The sequence below is a fragment of the Paenibacillus sp. BT-177 genome (assembly GCF_025846815.2).
In the GTDB taxonomy this organism is placed as follows: domain Bacteria; phylum Bacillota; class Bacilli; order Paenibacillales; family Paenibacillaceae; genus Paenibacillus; species Paenibacillus polymyxa_C.
The window spans coordinates 69,099-86,764 of the sequence record NZ_JAOYTP010000012.1 but is presented as its reverse complement, the minus strand read 5'-3'; the positions used below and the strand labels follow the sequence as shown (position 1 = coordinate 86,764).

Genomic DNA, 17,666 nt, shown 5'->3' with positions numbered 1-17,666 from the left:
TGTAATAATGTAACGATCATAGTGTACCACGAATCCGATCACAAAAAAACGGACGGAAGTGAATTCAAGCATACTCACGTTCCGCCCACCGTGCTCAACATTTAGTTCACAATCAAGGCTCCAGACCCCAGACACGTTTATCGTTTATATACAGAGGTGCTTTCTCCCAATCTGTATAAGAGGTCTTGGTTGCATCATAGGAAAAATCATCGCTTTCGTTATAGTTGCTCCAATCTGACTTGTTCATACGAATCTGGATATCTCCCGTATTTTCTCCAGCTGCCAGGCTTCCCGCACCAGCTCCAAAGGAAATTTCCAGATAGTAGTCTGCCCCATTAACGGCCTTATCCAGTTTCACAAAACGTCCCTGAATGTTGCTACTGCCTAATTGCGCATAATCACAGTGGAACTCCTGCGCCTTATCGCCATCTACGGTATAGTAGTATCTCAGCTTGACGTTTTTCAGATCCAGAGCCTCTTTCCCCTTATTTACGACACGGAAGAGTGGTCGAATCTGGTTATCTCCCGGGTTGGTGTCGCCCACACGGTATTGGGCAATTACATCTCCCTTTGCCGGAATCGGCGCTGCTGTTGGCTTGGCGCTGACCTCAGCAGAATCCGGGCTGGTTCCTAAGGAGTTTGTTGCAGTTGTTACATAATAATAAGTGGTTTCATTCACCACCCCTGTATCCTTGTAAGTGGCGTCAGTTACCGTTGCTACCGTGGTATACGGACCACCACTGGTTGTGGAGCGCTTAACCGTGTAGCTATCAGCACCTGTCGCTTTGCTCCAAGTTAGTGTAACTTGTGCATCCCCTGCACTTGCCTTCACATTTGAAGGAGCTTTAGGAGCTGTAGGTTCGGCTGGTCCACTCCCATTAATGAGACGGTCATACTCTGCATAAGCAGTTGCCATATCTACTTGGGACCAGAAACGGTGATACGTAAATTCTGGTGCACCTTTATCCCATTTTTGGGTCTGTTTGTTCCATGAAGTCGTGTATTTGTCTTTAAGATAGGACCATTGCGGATCTTTGGTGATATTAGGACGGATGTCGCTATAGCTGGAATACGTACCATTGCCACCCTTGGCCGGATCAGACGGTGTAGCGTCTGTGCCTGGGATCGTGTTTCCTTGCCCAGTCTTGCCACTCCATCCGCTCGGGATATATACTTCTTTAGTAAAATAACGATAATAATCCTCACGTGCTTCCTTCGTTGTAATTCCTATGCCGTCGTTATAGCCCCATGCTGCATCAAGCAAGGCTTTGGACAGATCTTTGGCTTTCTTGCCTAACTCGGTGTAGTCTCCTTTTTCAGCTTTTGTTCCGGCAGCAAAGAAGGTCAGCGCTTTCACATAACTGCCCAACACTCCTGCATCCTGTCCTGGATTTTTTGTTACTACATGAAGATTGGCATTCCCTTTATGATTGGCAAATCCGCTCCAAGTCTCGGGCTTGCCACTCCATTCCAGATTGCTCGGCAGCCAGAACTCACCTTTAGCTGCTGTAGTGGCTACCTTCGGATTTTTGCCACCCAGAATACGCTTGCCTTGTGCATCCAAATAGTATCCCTGCGCGTCAGTTACAGGCCGTTCGTCGGCAAATACATAGCTCTTGGACCATTCGATCCAGTTTTCCGTCACTTGTTTAGCCATTTTAAACTGCTCAGACGAAGTGTCACCTTTCTTGGCTAAAATATAGTACAGCTCCGCAATCCGCTCGACAGGCCAAGCCTGCATTCCAAACCAGTTGTTGGACGGTGGATCTTGGTATACAGGAGCCCCTGTATAAGCCATGCCATAAAAAGTGCTCGTACCAGAGGGATACGCCTTGTAGGCGCCATCCCAGCTATTCGTTGCTCCACCTGCAATGGCCCCCTCATCAGATTGCAGCCAAGTATAAAATTCCAATTGGCGCTTGAGCGAGGTCGCCCAGTCCTGTCCTGCCGTAGGTGAATTTGGTATCAATCCGCTATCCTTATCGGATAACGCATATGCAGCAACGACATTCTGGTAGCCCTGATGCGCATGGCTGGCACCAATCCGCCAAGCCCAGTTGCCGCTTTGGCCCAGCCCGCCGCCCCAAGCCGTATACCATGCCATTAGATAAAGACTGGCATCCTTGCCCGTGCCAGCAATCGGACTTCCATTGGAAGCGCTTCCTACTTTCTGGAAGTATTTATCGTACATGCCGTAACGCAAGAAGTCTCCCATCTTTTTCGCTTTGTCCAAATATACCTGGTTGTCGTAACCCAGTTCTTTCGCCCAGTACATGGCTTGAACCGCCCGTGCGTCCGCATCCGTGGCATTCGTGTAGCGCCATTGCTGTGCAGGAGCATTATTTTCCTTGGTGAACAGGCTCATGAAACCTTCATTAGGCTTGCCAAACTTGTGATTATCCTGCGATGGATGCGGTATGGCCTCCCAGACCGATTCCTGTTCCCCACGCTGGAAGGTGTTCACATAGGTCGCCGTATGCGACGGATTCAGCAGATTGCCAAAACCGTACCAATTGTCTACGTCCAGCAGCCAATGCATCAGGTAGGTCTGATTGTTGCCATAGGTTGCCTTCAGCTCAGAGTCCAGCGGGTCCTTGCCAGCACCATACTGACCACTCAGACGGCTTGGGTACTGATCCGGCTGCGGATATTCTGCGGCATAAGTGGCAGGGCTGTTCGGGTTATAGTTACTCATTGTAGGCTGCTCTTCCTTACCGTCACCCTCATTAACAGGAATGATATATTTCTCCATGTTGTCCCATGCTGATTCCAAATGACCCCAATCCCCGGTATAATGACCATAGAGAACTTCCAGCCACATCCAGTAGCTGTATGCTTCCGAGGTCGTTAAGTGTCCATAGTCAGGAGCCTCGCTCATGAGTGTTTCAACGGAATGATAAGGGATACCTTCTTTTGAAAAATAACCGCTAGCCGGGTCCTTTAGCTGTTTATACATTTGCAGAAAGCGTGTCGATTCAGGGGTTGCAGCTGATGCACGGTCGGGTTCGGCCTGAAATAAGCCCAAACTTAACGGAAATACCAAAATGGCTGACATGACCATAGAGACAGATTTTCTGAACACAGATTTTCTACTAATCACTTTTGCATTCATCCTCTCCATTATCAATTTTGGCTTTACTCAAAATTTGCTTCCGAAAAACGACAGCACAAAAAGACAGCGCCATCACCTCACTTTCCCGTTATAAAGGTGGAGGACACGCTGTCCATGGCTCCAAATGCTTCACATTGGCCCTGGCAAGAATATACCACACTAGTCGCCAAATGAGAGTCGAAAAATTCTATATGTTTAGAGTTGCACAAGGAAAATTGACGAAATCGATAGGAATCGGTACTATTTCACAAGGAGGCGTTAAATCATGAAAGTGTTGCTATTGCTTGGTTGTATTGTGATGTTTTTAGCTGTAGCTCTGGGAGCATTCGGGGCGCATGCGTTGAAAAAAAGACTTTCTGCAGACATGATGAGCATATTCCAGACAGGAATTCAATATCAAATTGCTCACGGTTTGGGTTTGTTGCTGCTGGGAGTTCTTGCAGGCAACCTGGTCCATTCTTCTCTTATTGTAACCGCTGGTTGGGTTATGCTGGTGGGCATTCTCCTGTTTTCCGGCAGTCTGTATGTTCTTAGTGTGTCTGGTGTGAAAAAGCTTGGAGCCATCACCCCGATTGGCGGGCTGGCTTTTTTGGCAAGCTGGGTGATGGTGATGGTGGCGGTAATGCAAGGCTAAACAAATGAACAGAGACTTGGAAAAGTAGGCGCTTCCAAGTCTCCTGAATCATGACCGAATTATTGATGAATATGAAAGTGTCTATGATTTCGTTTGCACTTGCTGTGCTTTCTGAGCCGCAATCCGATGACCTTCGATATAGCGTTTGGATTGAGCCATCTCATGCTCCTGAGCAGCTTCCATAATAATATGGACCCCTGGCTTGTACTGCTCCAGCAGTTCCATATATAGACCATAGTTCATGTCACCAAAACCCGGCGGTACGGTCTCGATCTCACCTGATGATGACAGACGCCGGTCTTTGGCATGCGCTGCGATAATCCGAGGTCCCAGCAGCTGAAAAGCTTCGCGGATGATCTCATCCTGTCGGGCCAGATTTTCCGTTTTTAGCAAATTACCCGGATCAATCACAACGCCAATGTGTGAAGAGGGCACTTCTTCCAAGAAGGAAGCAAGCTCTGCTGCTGTTCCGACCAAGTGATCGTTAGCAGCTTCCAATCCTACGAATACCCCCCATTTTTCCGCCTCATCTGCTAATTCTCGTACAACTTCTTTTACAACTCTCCAGTCCCGTTCCGAATAAGGGGTCCCGTCCTCATTGCGTCCGACTTCAGCTGCGACCATTGGTGCTCCTAACAGACCCGCATATCGGATCAGCTCTTTGAAACGCTCTACATTCTCACGTAACAATTCCTCATCCTGTACAAAAAAATGCAAATAACAACCGAGCACTGATATAGATACCCCATGCTTACGAAATTCCTCTGCGATAGACGATGCTAATCCTGGACTGAACTTGCCAGGTTTATTAAAATCGACATCGCTGATCGCTCTCCATGGAGCAAGCTGAACATGAGTAAAGCCCGCTTCACCTACCTTTGCAGCCAACTCACGATAAGGCAACTTGCCAAACAAATGTGCCAATACACCTACTGTCACTAAAAATCACCTCTTTTTTTAATTTTGTATTCTACTAGTCACTGTACTCAGCTCCAAAGACTCATTGATAATGTTTGTAATTCGTTCTACTTCATCATGAATAAAAAAGTGTCCTCCTTCAAAGGTAAACACACGAAATTGCTGATCCGTATGCTGTGCCCACGCCTCCGCATCTTGTAGGGTCACCGTGTTGTCGGTCAGTCCTGTCAGGGCGGTGATAGGGCAATGTAAAGGCGTATCTTTATCTATATACTTATACATCTCGACAGCTTTGAAATCTGCTCTTAATACTGGCATAAAATAGTCATACAATTCCTGATTGTCAAAAATGGCTTCCGAAAGCTGACCGTACCGTCGCAAATGTGTTCTAAATTGATCTGCGGGCAGATCATGTAACCACGGGACATTTCTCGGGACATGCGGTGCTCGTCCACCCGAAACAAATAGATGAGCCGGCTTCCCATATCCTCCGGCCACCAGCTTATAATACAGCTCGAACGCAATCATTGTTCCCATGCTGTGACCGTATATGGCATAAGGATCGCCAGGAACTAACTCTTGGCTGATTTGGTGCAGCAGATCCTCGCTCATCTCCTCAATGCTATCCTTTAGCGGTTCACCAGAACGAATACCTCTGCCCGCCAATTCCAAAGGGACAAGTTTAATCTGTGGGATCAGCAGCTTTTTCCACTTGAAGCTGACTGATGCCGATCCACCTGCATACGGGATGAAAAATAATGTGATAGGTGCCATTCTTGCAACCTCCTGTCTTGCTAAATCCTAACTTTTTTAGTTTAGCACAAAAAGGTATATTTACCCATTTCAAATATTTTGCAAATTCGAAAAAGAAGGTTGACGAATTCAAGCACATTTGGTTTAAGGCAGGAAATGTCTTCTTTCAGGAAGAACTGCTGAATGTTTGAATATAATCATGTGTTGGGTCTTTTATTTTCCAATTCGAGAGGAGTCCTGCGCCATGAAGTATGGTTTCTTCGATGATGCCAACCAAGAATATGTTATCCACACCCCTCAAACCCCATATCCCTGGATAAATTATTTAGGTAATGAACGATTTTTTGGACTGATCTCCAATACAGGCGGCGGCTATGCATTTTACCGGGACGCTCGCTTACGTCGTTTAACACGTTATCGGTACAACAATATTCCTGTCGATAATGGCGGTCGCTATTTTTATATTTATGATGATGGAGATTATTGGACTCCGGGCTGGATGCCGGTTAAAAGAGAGTTGGAGCAGTATGAATGCCGTCATGGGCTTGGCTATACCTCAATTATGGGTGAACGAAGAGGTATTCGGGCTACGCAACTAGCTTTTGTGCCCCTTTCCTTTGACGGCGAGGTCCACCAGGTCAAGATTCAGAACACATCGTTACAAACTAAAAAGATCAAACTCTTTTCATTCGTTGAATTTTGCCTGTGGAACGCCTATGACGATATGACCAATTTTCAGCGTAACTTGAACACAGGCGAAGTTGAAATACAGGATTCTGTCATTTATCACAAGACGGAATACCGCGAACGCCGCAATCACTATGCTTTTTTCTCTGCGAATCGTCCGCTGGCGGGCTATGATACAGACCGTGAAGCTTTTTTGGGTCTCTACAATGGACTGGATCAGCCCCAAACCATCACCGCAGGGCAAGCGTCTAACTCGATAGCCAGCGGCTGGTCCCCTATCGGATCGCATTGCATTGAGATCACACTGGAGCCTGGCGAAGAAACAAGCTGTAACTTTGTACTCGGTTATGTGGAAAACCCAGAGGAAGAGAAATGGGAGTCTCCGGGTATTATTAACAAAAAACGGGCTCATGCCATGATCGCGCAATTTGCAGATGAAACCGATGTGGAACGAGCATTGAGTGAGCTACGAAGTTATTGGAACGATCTGTTGTCCAAGTATACCCTTCAAAGTCATGACGACAAACTGAACCGAATGGTGAACATATGGAACCCATATCAATGTATGGTTACATTCAATATGTCACGTTCGGCCTCGTATTTTGAATCCGGTATTGGACGTGGTATGGGTTTTCGGGATTCAAATCAAGACTTGCTCGGCTTCGTCCACCAAATACCGGAGCGGGCAAGGGAGCGGATTATCGACATTGCTTCTACTCAGTTTGAAAACGGCGGGGCATATCATCAGTACCAACCGTTGACCAAAAAAGGAAATCACGAGGTTGGCGGTGGCTTTAACGATGATCCGCTGTGGCTTATCGTCGGTACCTCAGCGTATATTAAAGAAACCGGGGACTTTGACATTCTGGATGAACAAGTTCCCTTTGACGGGAATGTAGATCGTGCCGCTTCGTTGTTTGAACACTTGAAGCGTTCTTTTTACCATGTTGTAGACAATCTAGGTCCCCATGGTCTTCCGCTCATTGGCCGGGCTGACTGGAACGACTGTCTAAATCTCAACTGTTTTTCCGCTACACCAGATGAGTCCTATCAGACGACACAGAATTTGGAGGGCCGAATAGCCGAATCTGTGTTTATCGCCGGACTATTCGTATATACTGGACCGGATTTTATTGAGCTTTGCAAGCGCAGAGGTTTGAATGAAGAAGCAGCCACAGCTCAAGCACATGTGGATCGTATGCGAACAGCCACATTGGAGCATGGGTTTGACGGGGAATGGTTCTTACGTGCGTACGACCATTATGGTAACAAAATAGGGAGCAAGGATTGTGAAGAAGGGCAAATTTTCATAGAACCTCAGGGCTTCTGTGTAATGGCAGGAATTGGCGTTAAAGAAGGTCTCGCTCATAAAGCTCTCGACTCTACACGTGATCGACTGGAAACTCCCTACGGCATTGTACTGCAACATCCGCCTTATTCCCGCTACTATATGAATCTAGGTGAAATCTCTTCTTACCCTCCTGGCTATAAGGAAAATGCAGGTATTTTCTGTCACAATAACCCCTGGATTATGATGGCAGAAGCTGTCATAGGACGCGGGGATCGCGCTTTCGAGCTGTATAGCAAAATTGCTCCCGCTTATCTAGAGGACATCAGCGACATTCATCGTACCGAGCCGTATGTGTATGCTCAAATGATCGCGGGTAAGGATGCAGTTCGTGAAGGTGAAGCCAAAAACTCCTGGCTGACAGGTACTGCGGCATGGAATTTTATAGCTATTACTCAATCCATCCTCGGTATTCAGCCGGAATGGGACGGTCTGCGTATTGATCCGTGCATCCCCAAATCTTGGGGAGAATTCACAGTCACCCGCGTCTTCCGTGGCGACACCTATGTGATTCATATCACGAATCCGCAACACGTCTCCAAAGGTGTAGCTACAGTTACCGTAGATGGCACTGTTCTAACGAATAATATTCTGCCGGTTGCAGGAGATGGAACTATTCACCAGGTAAAAGTGTTGCTGGGCTAAACGAGTTCATGCCCTTCAAAAAAATTAGCTTCAACTTCACCACATAGTATCTTATAATACGAGAATGGCTATAGATACATTAAGTGTGGTGACATCATGAACAAGACAAAACGGCTTACTCAAACCATGGATTACAGAACAAAGCAAGCCCGCTGGGTGCGCAAAATGTTATTACTTTACTGGATGATTATAACCGTACATTTTTTCGTCCAGCTGGGCAGCTACTTATTCCTTGATTATCCCGCTTCGCCTTATGAATTTTACGTTGGGGTCCTTATTGTTCCCACACTAATCATGAGTGGATCCAACTTACTTGCAGAGCTGGCACATTTTAAATTTAGTAGGTATTCTTTCGCGATTCTATTTATGGCAAGCACCGTCATTTGTTGGATGATTATTCGCCTAAACTATGATATCCGGATTATTCCAGCGTTGTGCTTGTTGCCCATTTTTTCTTCGATTCTGTTTTTCAATCGTCGCTTAATATGGCTTTCTTTTGCACTGCAAGTGATCGTCTTTTTTCTATTGCTAGCAATAGATGGATCATTCCGCAGCTATTTGTCAGACTTTGATATCGTGGCGATTCCAACATTTTTAATTATGTCTACTTTTCTTGCCCTTATTATTCAGGCCAGCGGCCGCGATTTGTTAGTGGATTTATACAAGACAAAGCGCGCCCAGCAGGAATTAATGATCAGCAACGCGATTATCAGCAAAATGTCTATGACCGATGGTTTGACGAAGCTTTATAATCATTTGTCTTTTCAAAACTTTTATGAAAAAGCACTCGAATATGCCGAACAAGGAGCGATCATCCATCTGGCGTTAGTGGATATTGATAATTTCAAGAAGATCAATGACACTTACGGACATCAGTTTGGAGATAAAATTTTGGAAGGCATCTCGCAAATCATCACAGAGCAAATTACAGCAAATGACATTCCGGCCCGCTATGGCGGCGAGGAGTTTGCTATTTTAATGTTCGAGCATACTTTTGAGGAAGCTTATCAGATTGTGGAGAACATTCGGCGTGAAGTGGAGAAAATGACCTTTCAGGAGAAAATGCAAATCGTTTCTGTAACCGTAAGCATTGGATTAAAAAGCTATACCGAGGATATGAACAAAGACAAAGATGTATTTTTTCAGGAGACAGACGACTATCTGTATCAAGCCAAGCGCTCCGGTAAAAATAAAATTGTTGCTCTTGACCATATCGCTTAATGTAAAAAATGCATTTAATGCAACTCCGGCATAGATTGTCGGAGTTTTTTGTATGTAGAACTCAAAATTGAGAAGAGTTGACAATTTTGTGGGTTGAATCTAAAATCGTTACATGCGTAATGGTTATTTACTTACGAAAAATAAGCTTTGAGGAGATGGTTTTACATGTCAACACTCGTTATTGTTGTTCATCCTGATCTTGCGGAATCTCGTATTAACAAAAGATGGATGCAAGAACTCAAGAAGCAATCCAGTGTGACCGTTCACAACCTATATGAAGTATATCCGGATGAGCAAATCAACGTTGCCCATGAGCAGAAACTGCTAGAGCAGCATGATCGTATCGTTCTGCAATTCCCCTTTTACTGGTATAGCAGTCCTCCCCTGCTGAAAAAATGGCTGGATAAGGTTTTAACTTACGGGTGGGCTTATGGAAGCGAAGGTGGCAAGCTACAGGGCAAAGAGTTGTTGATCGCCTTGTCCGCTGCCAGCGTGGAGGAAAACTATCAACATGGCGGACGAAACAGATACACGATCGAAGAACTGTTGAGACCTTTTGAAGCTACAGGCCATATGATTGGTGTTAAATTGCTCCCTTATTTCGTGCAGTATGGTGCCGCAACTTTGACAGATGAGCAGTTGGAGCAATCTGCACTAAAATACGCGCAGGCGGTTATTTCTTAATTTTCACAAAAAACCCCTTGGAAGGTGGCACACACCTGCTTACCTTACAGCAGACGGCTGCTCCAACCAAGGGGTTTTGCTAATGGAATTACATTTACAGCGTAACCAAGTTACTGGTTATCTGTGCCATGCTTTCTTTAATAATGTTGCAACCCTTGCTCAAGTTCTCCATACTTATCGTTAATGCAGGCATAATTTTGAGCACCGTATCGTTACGCCCAGCTCGCTCAATAATAAGTCCCTTACTAAAGCAGAGAGTTGCTACCTCCTTGGCGAAGGCTTCTCCCAGATGGGTCACATCAATTCCCCAGATCAGTCCCAAGCCGCGAATTTCAATGAGTGGATCAATCTTTTGGATATGTTCACGCAAGAACTGCTGAACAAAAGCCTCTTTTTCCTTCACTTGTGCTTCTAGCCCTACCGTGTCTCTGAACTCCAGCGCTGCCTTGGCTCCGACAAACGCTAGCTGATTCCCACGGAAAGTGCCGTTATGTTCACCTGGACTCCAAATGTCCAGTTCTGGCTTAAGCAGCAACAAAGACATTGGCAGACCGTATCCACTGATCGACTTGGACAAGACAACCATATCAGGAACAATTCCTGCTCGCTCAAACGAGAAGAACGAACCAACTCGGCCGCAACCGACCTGAATATCATCAACAATGAGCAAAATATCGTGATCATCGCACAGCTGTCGCAACTCACGCAGCCATTCGTTATCTGCGATATTAATACCACCCTCAGCCTGTACCGTTTCCAAAATAATCGCAGCAGGCTTTTCCACACCAGAATGAGTGTCTGTTAAAAGCTGTTCCATGTACAAAATCGTATCCATTCCGTTAAACGTGCTGTTATAAGGTATAAAGGTAACATTATTCAGTGGGACTCCTGCGCTCTCTCGCATGGAATTGTTGCTGGTAATAGATAAACTACCCAGCGACATACCGTGGAAACCGCCCATAAAAGCAAAAACGCCATTTCTTTTTTTCACCTTACGCGCAAGTTTCAGTGCTGCTTCTACCGCATTGGTTCCCGTTGGTCCGCAAAATTGAAGCTTATAATTCAAGACCTTAGGCTGGAGAATACGCTCGGAAAAAGACTCCATAAACTCTTGCTTGGCCGTGGTGTACATATCCAGACCATGCATGATCCGATCGGAGGTTAAATAATCTAGTAACCGGTTTTTCATAAAGTCATTATTATGCCCGTAATTTAGAGCCCCTGCCCCGGCAAAAAAGTCAATATATCCCTCTCCTGCCTCCGTGTACAAAACATCATTTTTCGCTTTGTTGAAAACAACTGGAAAACTTCTGCAATAGGATCTTACATTGGACTCCAGTGTTTCGAATGTGTTCATAATAATTCGTCCTCCCGCTGACCTGATTTTTGAAAAACACAAGCATGGAAAGCAAAAAAATGCAAAAGAGTGTAAATATGTAATCTAAAATGAGTAGACAGTCTGAACTCACAATGGGATATCCACACCACAAAATCATGAGTACGATCACAAGAACATATAGAGTACAAAAGAAAACAGAGATGCACATTGAGAGCAGATGAATGGAAGATTAATATAGTGGGTTTTTCTAAGGGGTCTGTCAGAGGATGTCAACTCCTATGTAATAAAATACCATAATTTTCTTTAAAGTCAATGCATGTTTCTGAGATCTTTTGTTAATTTTTTGTAATTTAAGGTTATGTTCTTGCAGTATATTGTTAAATAGATATGAAAAATGTCGTATTATAGTGATAAATCTCAAAAAAAAGTACATTTTCATATCAAATAGATATATATCAAAACTGTCTGGCTACTGGGTTTCCAGAGTAAAACTGAGTTTTTGACAGACTGTCCAAAGGAGTTTACTCTATCAAAAGAACTTGCTAAATTTAAAAATAGATAAGGAAACATATCATGTCTAATGTTTTGATTATTGAAGATGATAATATGCTGGGTGATACTCTTTCCTTATATTTAACAGGGGAAGGCTACAACGTTACTCGAGTGGAACTAGCAGCTGAGGGAATTGCCCTACTCGATAAAGAACAGCCCGATATTATTCTGCTAGATCTGTTGCTTCCAGATTTGGATGGCGTGAATCCCTGCCCGCTGATACGCAAGCATACGGACGTGCCAATCATCGTGATTTCTACAGAAAACAACATTTCAGAGCGCATTCGTACACTTACGTTGGGAGCAGATGATTATATTTGCAAGCCTTTTAGTATGCAGGAGCTCAAAGCAAGGATCGAGGCTCTTTTCCGTCGGATTAAAATCACACGCTTGCAAGGAAGAAACATTTCACCTGAAGCTGAACCTGAAAACGGCATTTCTTTGGATCTGGCGAGAAGAATGGTTATCGTTAATGGCCAGATGGTAGAGATGACCTATTCGGAATTTGAGCTGATGAAGCTTTTTTATTCGAACCGAGGAATTGTATTTAGTAGATATGCCTTGATTCAGGCTCTCCGTGGCACAGACTCCTTTATTAATGAGAGGGCAGTGGACGTACATATTAACCATTTACGCAGAAAGATCGAAAAAGACCCCAAGAAACCACAATTGATTAAGACCATCTGGGGAATCGGCTACAAATTTATGCAATAACACAGTTAGATCCAGGGAATGGATGATTTAATTTGATTAATCTCCTTTTGAACTATACTCAGTTGCTCTCTCCAGTCTGGATACAGTTCTCCCCCTGAGGTTTCATTGCTGCGCTTCAATGCTCTCTCCAACTTTATCACCTTTGCCAGCAGCTCAGTCGCACACAGATTCCCCGTCCCTCCCTTCAGCGAGTGAATTAATCGAAGAGCAGAGGATAACTGACCATTATCCATTTTTCTCACAACTCTCTTATCAAGATACTGGTATTCCTGTATCCATTTATGTAGGGCAAATTGAAAAATATACACCTTGCCATCCATACCGGCTATCGCCTTCTCCGCGTGAATGCCATGTAATTCTTGCAGCCACGCTAAATGGATCCAGTTATTTAATATTCTTGTTGCGGTCAATTCATGTACAGGCTTGAGCAGCACGTCATTAATGCCTGCACGAAGACAAATTTCCTGTTGAGTCTGCACAGCATCCGCGGTAAAAGCGATAACGGGGAGTCTGTTAAAAGCCCTGTTTCTTCGAATATGTCTGGCCGTCTCAAAACCATCCATTTCCGGCATATGTAGATCAAGCAGCACCATATCCCAGGAACATCGCTCCAGTAACTCTATTACTTCTCTTCCATTTGTGACTATCGTTACCTCAAAACCGCGCTCTGCCAAAAACTCGGTTATCACTACTTGGCTAATCTCGTTATCCTCCGCTATGAGGATTTGATACTTTTGTGTTGAGACCCCTACTTCATATTGCAAATTCATGGTTGCAACAGCTTCCAGACTATGATGATCTACCGATACTGACTTTTCCTGCTCGTGGCTAAAGCGGAGCACCTCCAGAAGAGCGTTCCGAGTTACTGGCTTAGACAAAAAGGCATCCACCCCATGTTCTGTAGCTTCAGCGGCTACTTCTTCCAACTGGAACACGGTTGTAAGCCCAATGACCTGAGTCATTTGCTTATCCAGTATATGAAACCAATGCCTCCATGATTCAAGTTCTCTAAAGCCTTCCATCCCCATATCAATCATAACAAAATCAAAATGTTCACCCTTTTGAAAAGCATCTGCATATTCCTGAAAGGATGAAACGGTGAGTGTTTGTAGTCCCAAATTTTGCAGTAATTCGTTTAGGCTGTGGCTCACCAGTTTATGCTGTGCAATGATTAAGGCTTTGCCGTTGATTGGTTTTTCTAACTGCGTATTTCTTGCATTTAAATCCCCGATATCCAACTCCACATTAAAGTAAAATTGACTATACTCTCCTAAACAGCTCTTTACTTCTACGCTACCGCCCATAGCTTCAGCCAATTGCTTGCTAATAGCCAAACCCAGCCCGGAACCCCCATATCTGTAGGTTGATGTACTCACTTGGGTAAAAGGGACAAATAGCTTGTCCATTCCCGTCTTGGAAATGCCTATGCCCGTATCTTCTACCATAAAAGTGACACTCACTCGTCCGTCCTGCTGGCCTACCATTTTTACCTGTAACAAAACATGCCCTTGATCCGTGAATTTAATGGCGTTGGTCATAAGATTTAAAAGTACTTGCTCCATTCGAAGCGGGTCTCCCTTGAAGCTTTTCGGCAATTCCGGGTCTGTTATAAAAACGACCTCTATTTCTTTATGTTCCAGCAAAGTCCCAATAGTATCTGCGAGATGCCGAAGCATGTTTTCCAACTCAAATTCGACCCTTTCCAGTTCCAGCTTACAAGCCTCTATCTTGGAAAAATCCAATACATTATTGAGCATGTCTAAAAGAGTACGCGAGGAGGCGAGCAGCTTGTGGAGGTAATCTTTTTGAACGTCAGTCAGTTGAGTCTTACTCAACAGCTTTGAGAGCTCGATGATGCCATTCAGCGGCGTTCGAATTTCGTGGCTCATATGAGTTAGAAAAATGCTTTTTGCATGGTTAGATTCACTCATCTCCTTTCTTTTCTGCTCGGAAGCTTTATACTCCGTAATATCCAATACATGACCGATGACATATCTGGTGAACCCGTCGTCCCTGACAGGATGCAAGGTAATTAAAGCTGAATATTCCCAAAACTCCAATTCAAATACGGTCCGATCCCCGAACCAAGCCTGTTTGTAGTATTCGGTAAGCTGCTCCAGTGTTTCAGAGGAAAGCTCCAAAATATCCCCAATACGTTTCACATGCTCCCATTTATTGAAATTGACTTGCAGATTCAGACCCATACGCTCCAGCAATTCACCATCAAGCAGCATATAATAAAATTCATCACCCCTTTTCTCCAGCCTGAAGGTAAAGCCAGGTTGAACTCGAAGTAAAGTTAGCAGATCATGATTTTTGTCCAACAATCGCTGTCCATATGTATAATTGGTGGGGGTTAGGGCCTGCCCAAACAGAGTCATGAACAATAGACCAATCCCTATTTCCAACACACAGGTCAGCAGTGTTCTATCACTTATGCCAAAATATAAGAATAGAATTCCTGCCAGTCCATAAAATACGCCTGTGATCACCTGACGAATGAGCTGATGCTGAAAAATCAAAACAAACAATAATATCACGATCGTATATAGCAATAAATCTCGAACCAAGTGTTCGCCCTCCTTGTAATCTCTCATATGTTGCCAGAAGATTTACCAGAAATATAAAAAAAACTCAGGACAGATTCCTTATGCCATAAGGCTTAAAGAACTGTCCCGAGCATTCATTGTACTATAGATTCCATAAGGTTCAAGCTCGTATTTAATATTTGAAACGACTGACCATCACCTTCAAATCAGCAGCCATATTGGAAAGCAACTGAGCAGAAGCCGAAATTTCCTCCATAGAAGCCAATTGCTCTTGTGAGGAGGCGGCAACTTCTTCAGATGTGGCGGCATTACCGGTTGCAATCGTCGCTAGCTCACTGGCTGTTGCTGCAATCTCTTGTACACTAGCTGATATTTGCTGGGCAATCGAGGCAACATCATCTATCTGAGGCGTAGTCTCCCGAATGCCTTCCATCGCATGATTCAGCTTCACAATGGTCTCTTTGGAAATCTGTAGTCCGTCCTTCACCTCAGTCGTGACCCTATCCATCGTTTCCACCGTAGTTTCGGTTTCATGCTGAATTTCGCCAATCAAGTTGGCAATCTGGGTGGCAGAACTCTGAGACTGTTCTGCCAGCTTGCGCACCTCATCCGCAACGATGGCAAAGCCTTTACCATGATCACCTGCTCTGGCAGCCTCAATAGCTGCATTCAAGGCCAACAGATTCGTCTGATTGGAGATATCGCCAATGACCTTCGTAATTTCTCCAATTTCATGAGAGCGGGCTTGCAAGGTCTGAATCATCCGGTTAGAGCGCTCTACTGACTGGTGAATGGAATTCATCTGCTCGCCTGTCTGTTCCACAGATTTTCGTCCTTCCTCAGCTTGTAAGGCAGAACGTCTGGCCAAATCCGCTACTGAAGTCGAGCGTTCAGCAATTCGGGTGATTCCTTGTGCTATTTCATCCAGTGCAATCGAATTATTTTCCAGCCCCGTAGTCTGCTTCTCCGCACCGCTAGCAATTTCTTGCACAGCCTGGGATACCTGCTCACTTGCAGCGCTGGTTTGTTCCGCACTTATCGTCAGCTCATTCGAAGAAAGAGCGACGTGATCCGCACTGTTTCCTACGTTCTGAATAACGGATCGCAAGTTGTGCTGCATATTCTGAAAAGCTGCTCCTAATTCTCCAATCTCATCCTTGCTCATGACTTGAATGTCCTGTGTCAGATCTCCTGCGCTCACATTTACCGCCTGTTCTTTAAGCTTTAAAATCGGTTTGATGATGGAACGGATTAGGAAATAAACAATGATAACACCAATCACAAGACAACCGACAATAGTAAGCAAAGTGCTGAACAAAATCGGCTGAGCTGCTTCATCAACTTCAGATAAATATAGCGTTCCGCCTATCTTCCAGCCTGTCAGCTTATTGGTCGCATAGTTCATATACTTGGGCTGACCTTCATATTCATATTCGTATTCGCCTGTGTCGCTCTGAAACATGCGTGATTCAATATCTGTAATTTTGGCGCCTGCTGCCTTCGTTGGATGAACAATGTAAGTATGGTTGCTATCCAGCAATATGGCATAACCTTCATGACCTACTTTAATATTGTTCAATGTCTCTTTAATACCACTAATTTTCAGGTCAATACCAATAACACCGGATCCATCTGTCGTTGCTCTCGACACCGTAACCGTCATCTGCTTTGAGTCTGCCGAAAGATAAGGTGAACTAATCACTGTCTTTGTATTTCCCTTTATCGCTTCATCATACCAAGGTCTAATACGTGGATCATAATTATCTGGTAATTGCTTTGGTGGATAGGTTGTAAGTTTAGCGTCTTTCGTACCATAATAGATGGATTCTGCTTCTGGGTGAAGTGCAGCATATTGCTTAAACAACTCTTCCAGTTTAGCCGCTTGTTCCTCGGTCTCTACCCGATTGCCTTTTAGTCTTTCTGCAAAATATTCTGCATCGTGTAGCTTGGGTTCAATAGTACTGTCAATAATAAAATTAGTACGAATTATAGCCTGCTCGGCACTTTCCTCGATCTGGTTTCGAATCTGCTGACTAGCGCTCTCAAACGAAAGAGCCCCCACAATCATGGATGGTATGATCAGAAAGGCAATAAAGGCCACCATTAGCTTTGTTTTAAAATTTTTGCTGAGTACCCTTGTTATCTTCCATTTTTCCCCTGAAAACTTCTTCATTACTTAGCATCTCCATTTCATCGCCTGAATTTCGTAACCTATGGTGAGCCGCTTCGTCTTGTCTAGGATGGCAGTCTCCCGACAGATTCCCTTTCACGTTTTTTCACATCTCCTGCTGAAATGCTTGGATATAAAAAGATATAAACACGCTAAACGAATAGGTATATGTACTTATTTTCGAACACCACAAGGCTAAACGGAACCGGTTCTTTGATATAATATACCTAAAAATTATTAAAAAAAATGCAATGTAGATGTTAAGAAAATGTTAGTTTCACTATACTATACCTACCTCTTTACATAAAATAATCCCCTTGAAGGTGGCACACATAAGGTC

11 protein-coding genes are annotated in these 17,666 nt (G+C 44.3%); 5 read left to right on the top strand and 6 right to left on the bottom strand.

What is annotated here, in order from left to right; all coding sequences use genetic code 11:
• Positions 1-112: 112 nt before the first annotated feature.
• Positions 113-3,061 (bottom strand): glycoside hydrolase family 48 protein, encoded by a 2,949-nt coding sequence (locus OIU26_RS23445; protein ID WP_264218215.1) that lies wholly within the window; start codon positions 3,059-3,061, stop codon positions 113-115.
• Between the two features lie 316 nt (positions 3,062-3,377).
• On the opposite strand from OIU26_RS23445, the gene OIU26_RS23440 reads away from it, so the two are divergent.
• A complete protein-coding gene (locus tag OIU26_RS23440) occupies positions 3,378-3,746 on the top strand; it encodes a DUF423 domain-containing protein (protein WP_264218198.1) in 369 nt (122 codons plus the stop codon).
• A gap of 81 nt (positions 3,747-3,827) precedes the next feature.
• On the opposite strand, the gene OIU26_RS23435 is transcribed toward OIU26_RS23440, so the two are convergent.
• Entirely contained in the window at positions 3,828-4,685 is an 858-nt protein-coding gene (locus OIU26_RS23435) for a sugar phosphate isomerase/epimerase family protein (RefSeq protein ID WP_264218197.1), read from the bottom strand.
• Between the two features lie 18 nt (positions 4,686-4,703).
• Entirely contained in the window at positions 4,704-5,438 is a 735-nt protein-coding gene (locus OIU26_RS23430; protein ID WP_264218196.1) for an alpha/beta fold hydrolase, read from the bottom strand.
• 223 nt (positions 5,439-5,661) lie between these two features.
• Here OIU26_RS23430 and OIU26_RS23425 point away from each other — a divergent pair, with 223 nt between their 5' ends.
• From OIU26_RS23425 to OIU26_RS23415, 3 genes are all read left to right on the top strand, one after another.
• Positions 5,662-8,097, top strand: a complete 2,436-nt coding sequence (locus OIU26_RS23425; RefSeq protein WP_264218195.1) for a GH36-type glycosyl hydrolase domain-containing protein — start codon at positions 5,662-5,664, stop codon at positions 8,095-8,097.
• 96 nt (positions 8,098-8,193) lie between these two features.
• Positions 8,194-9,318, top strand: a complete 1,125-nt coding sequence (locus tag OIU26_RS23420; protein WP_264218194.1) for a GGDEF domain-containing protein — start codon at positions 8,194-8,196, stop codon at positions 9,316-9,318.
• Positions 9,319-9,483: 165 nt separating this feature from the next.
• The gene (locus OIU26_RS23415; RefSeq protein ID WP_013371098.1) at positions 9,484-10,002 is read left to right on the top strand and encodes an NAD(P)H-dependent oxidoreductase; all 519 of its coding nucleotides are present in this window, start codon (positions 9,484-9,486) and stop codon (positions 10,000-10,002) included.
• Between the two features lie 94 nt (positions 10,003-10,096).
• On the opposite strand, the gene ectB is transcribed toward OIU26_RS23415, so the two are convergent.
• A complete protein-coding gene (gene ectB / locus OIU26_RS23410) occupies positions 10,097-11,359 on the bottom strand; it encodes a diaminobutyrate--2-oxoglutarate transaminase (RefSeq protein ID WP_264218193.1) in 1,263 nt (420 codons plus the stop codon).
• A gap of 555 nt (positions 11,360-11,914) precedes the next feature.
• Here ectB and OIU26_RS23405 point away from each other — a divergent pair.
• Positions 11,915-12,607, top strand: a complete 693-nt coding sequence (locus OIU26_RS23405) for a response regulator transcription factor (protein WP_264218192.1) — start codon at positions 11,915-11,917, stop codon at positions 12,605-12,607.
• 5 nt (positions 12,608-12,612) lie between these two features.
• Here OIU26_RS23405 and OIU26_RS23400 read toward each other — a convergent pair whose 3' ends face one another.
• The gene (locus OIU26_RS23400) at positions 12,613-15,177 is read right to left on the bottom strand and encodes a hybrid sensor histidine kinase/response regulator (protein WP_264218191.1); all 2,565 of its coding nucleotides are present in this window, start codon (positions 15,175-15,177) and stop codon (positions 12,613-12,615) included.
• 151 nt (positions 15,178-15,328) lie between these two features.
• The gene (locus OIU26_RS23395; RefSeq protein WP_264218190.1) at positions 15,329-17,329 is read right to left on the bottom strand and encodes a methyl-accepting chemotaxis protein; all 2,001 of its coding nucleotides are present in this window, start codon (positions 17,327-17,329) and stop codon (positions 15,329-15,331) included.
• Positions 17,330-17,666 lie beyond the last annotated feature (337 nt).

What these genes read in the sequence shown, in the direction of transcription:
- OIU26_RS23445 (WP_264218215.1), bottom strand. Translation starts at nt 3,061, where the DNA reads ATGGTCATGTCAGCCATTTTGGTATTTCCGTTAAGTTTGGGCTTATTT.
- OIU26_RS23425 (WP_264218195.1), top strand. Translation starts at nt 5,662, where the DNA reads ATGAAGTATGGTTTCTTCGATGATGCCAACCAAGAATATGTTATCCAC.
- ectB (WP_264218193.1), bottom strand. Translation starts at nt 11,359, where the DNA reads ATGAACACATTCGAAACACTGGAGTCCAATGTAAGATCCTATTGCAGA.
- OIU26_RS23395 (WP_264218190.1), bottom strand. Translation starts at nt 17,329, where the DNA reads ATGAAGAAGTTTTCAGGGGAAAAATGGAAGATAACAAGGGTACTCAGC.
- OIU26_RS23430 (WP_264218196.1), bottom strand. Translation starts at nt 5,438, where the DNA reads ATGGCACCTATCACATTATTTTTCATCCCGTATGCAGGTGGATCGGCA.
- OIU26_RS23405 (WP_264218192.1), top strand. Translation starts at nt 11,915, where the DNA reads ATGTCTAATGTTTTGATTATTGAAGATGATAATATGCTGGGTGATACT.
- OIU26_RS23415 (WP_013371098.1), top strand. Translation starts at nt 9,484, where the DNA reads ATGTCAACACTCGTTATTGTTGTTCATCCTGATCTTGCGGAATCTCGT.
- OIU26_RS23440 (WP_264218198.1), top strand. Translation starts at nt 3,378, where the DNA reads ATGAAAGTGTTGCTATTGCTTGGTTGTATTGTGATGTTTTTAGCTGTA.
- OIU26_RS23420 (WP_264218194.1), top strand. Translation starts at nt 8,194, where the DNA reads ATGAACAAGACAAAACGGCTTACTCAAACCATGGATTACAGAACAAAG.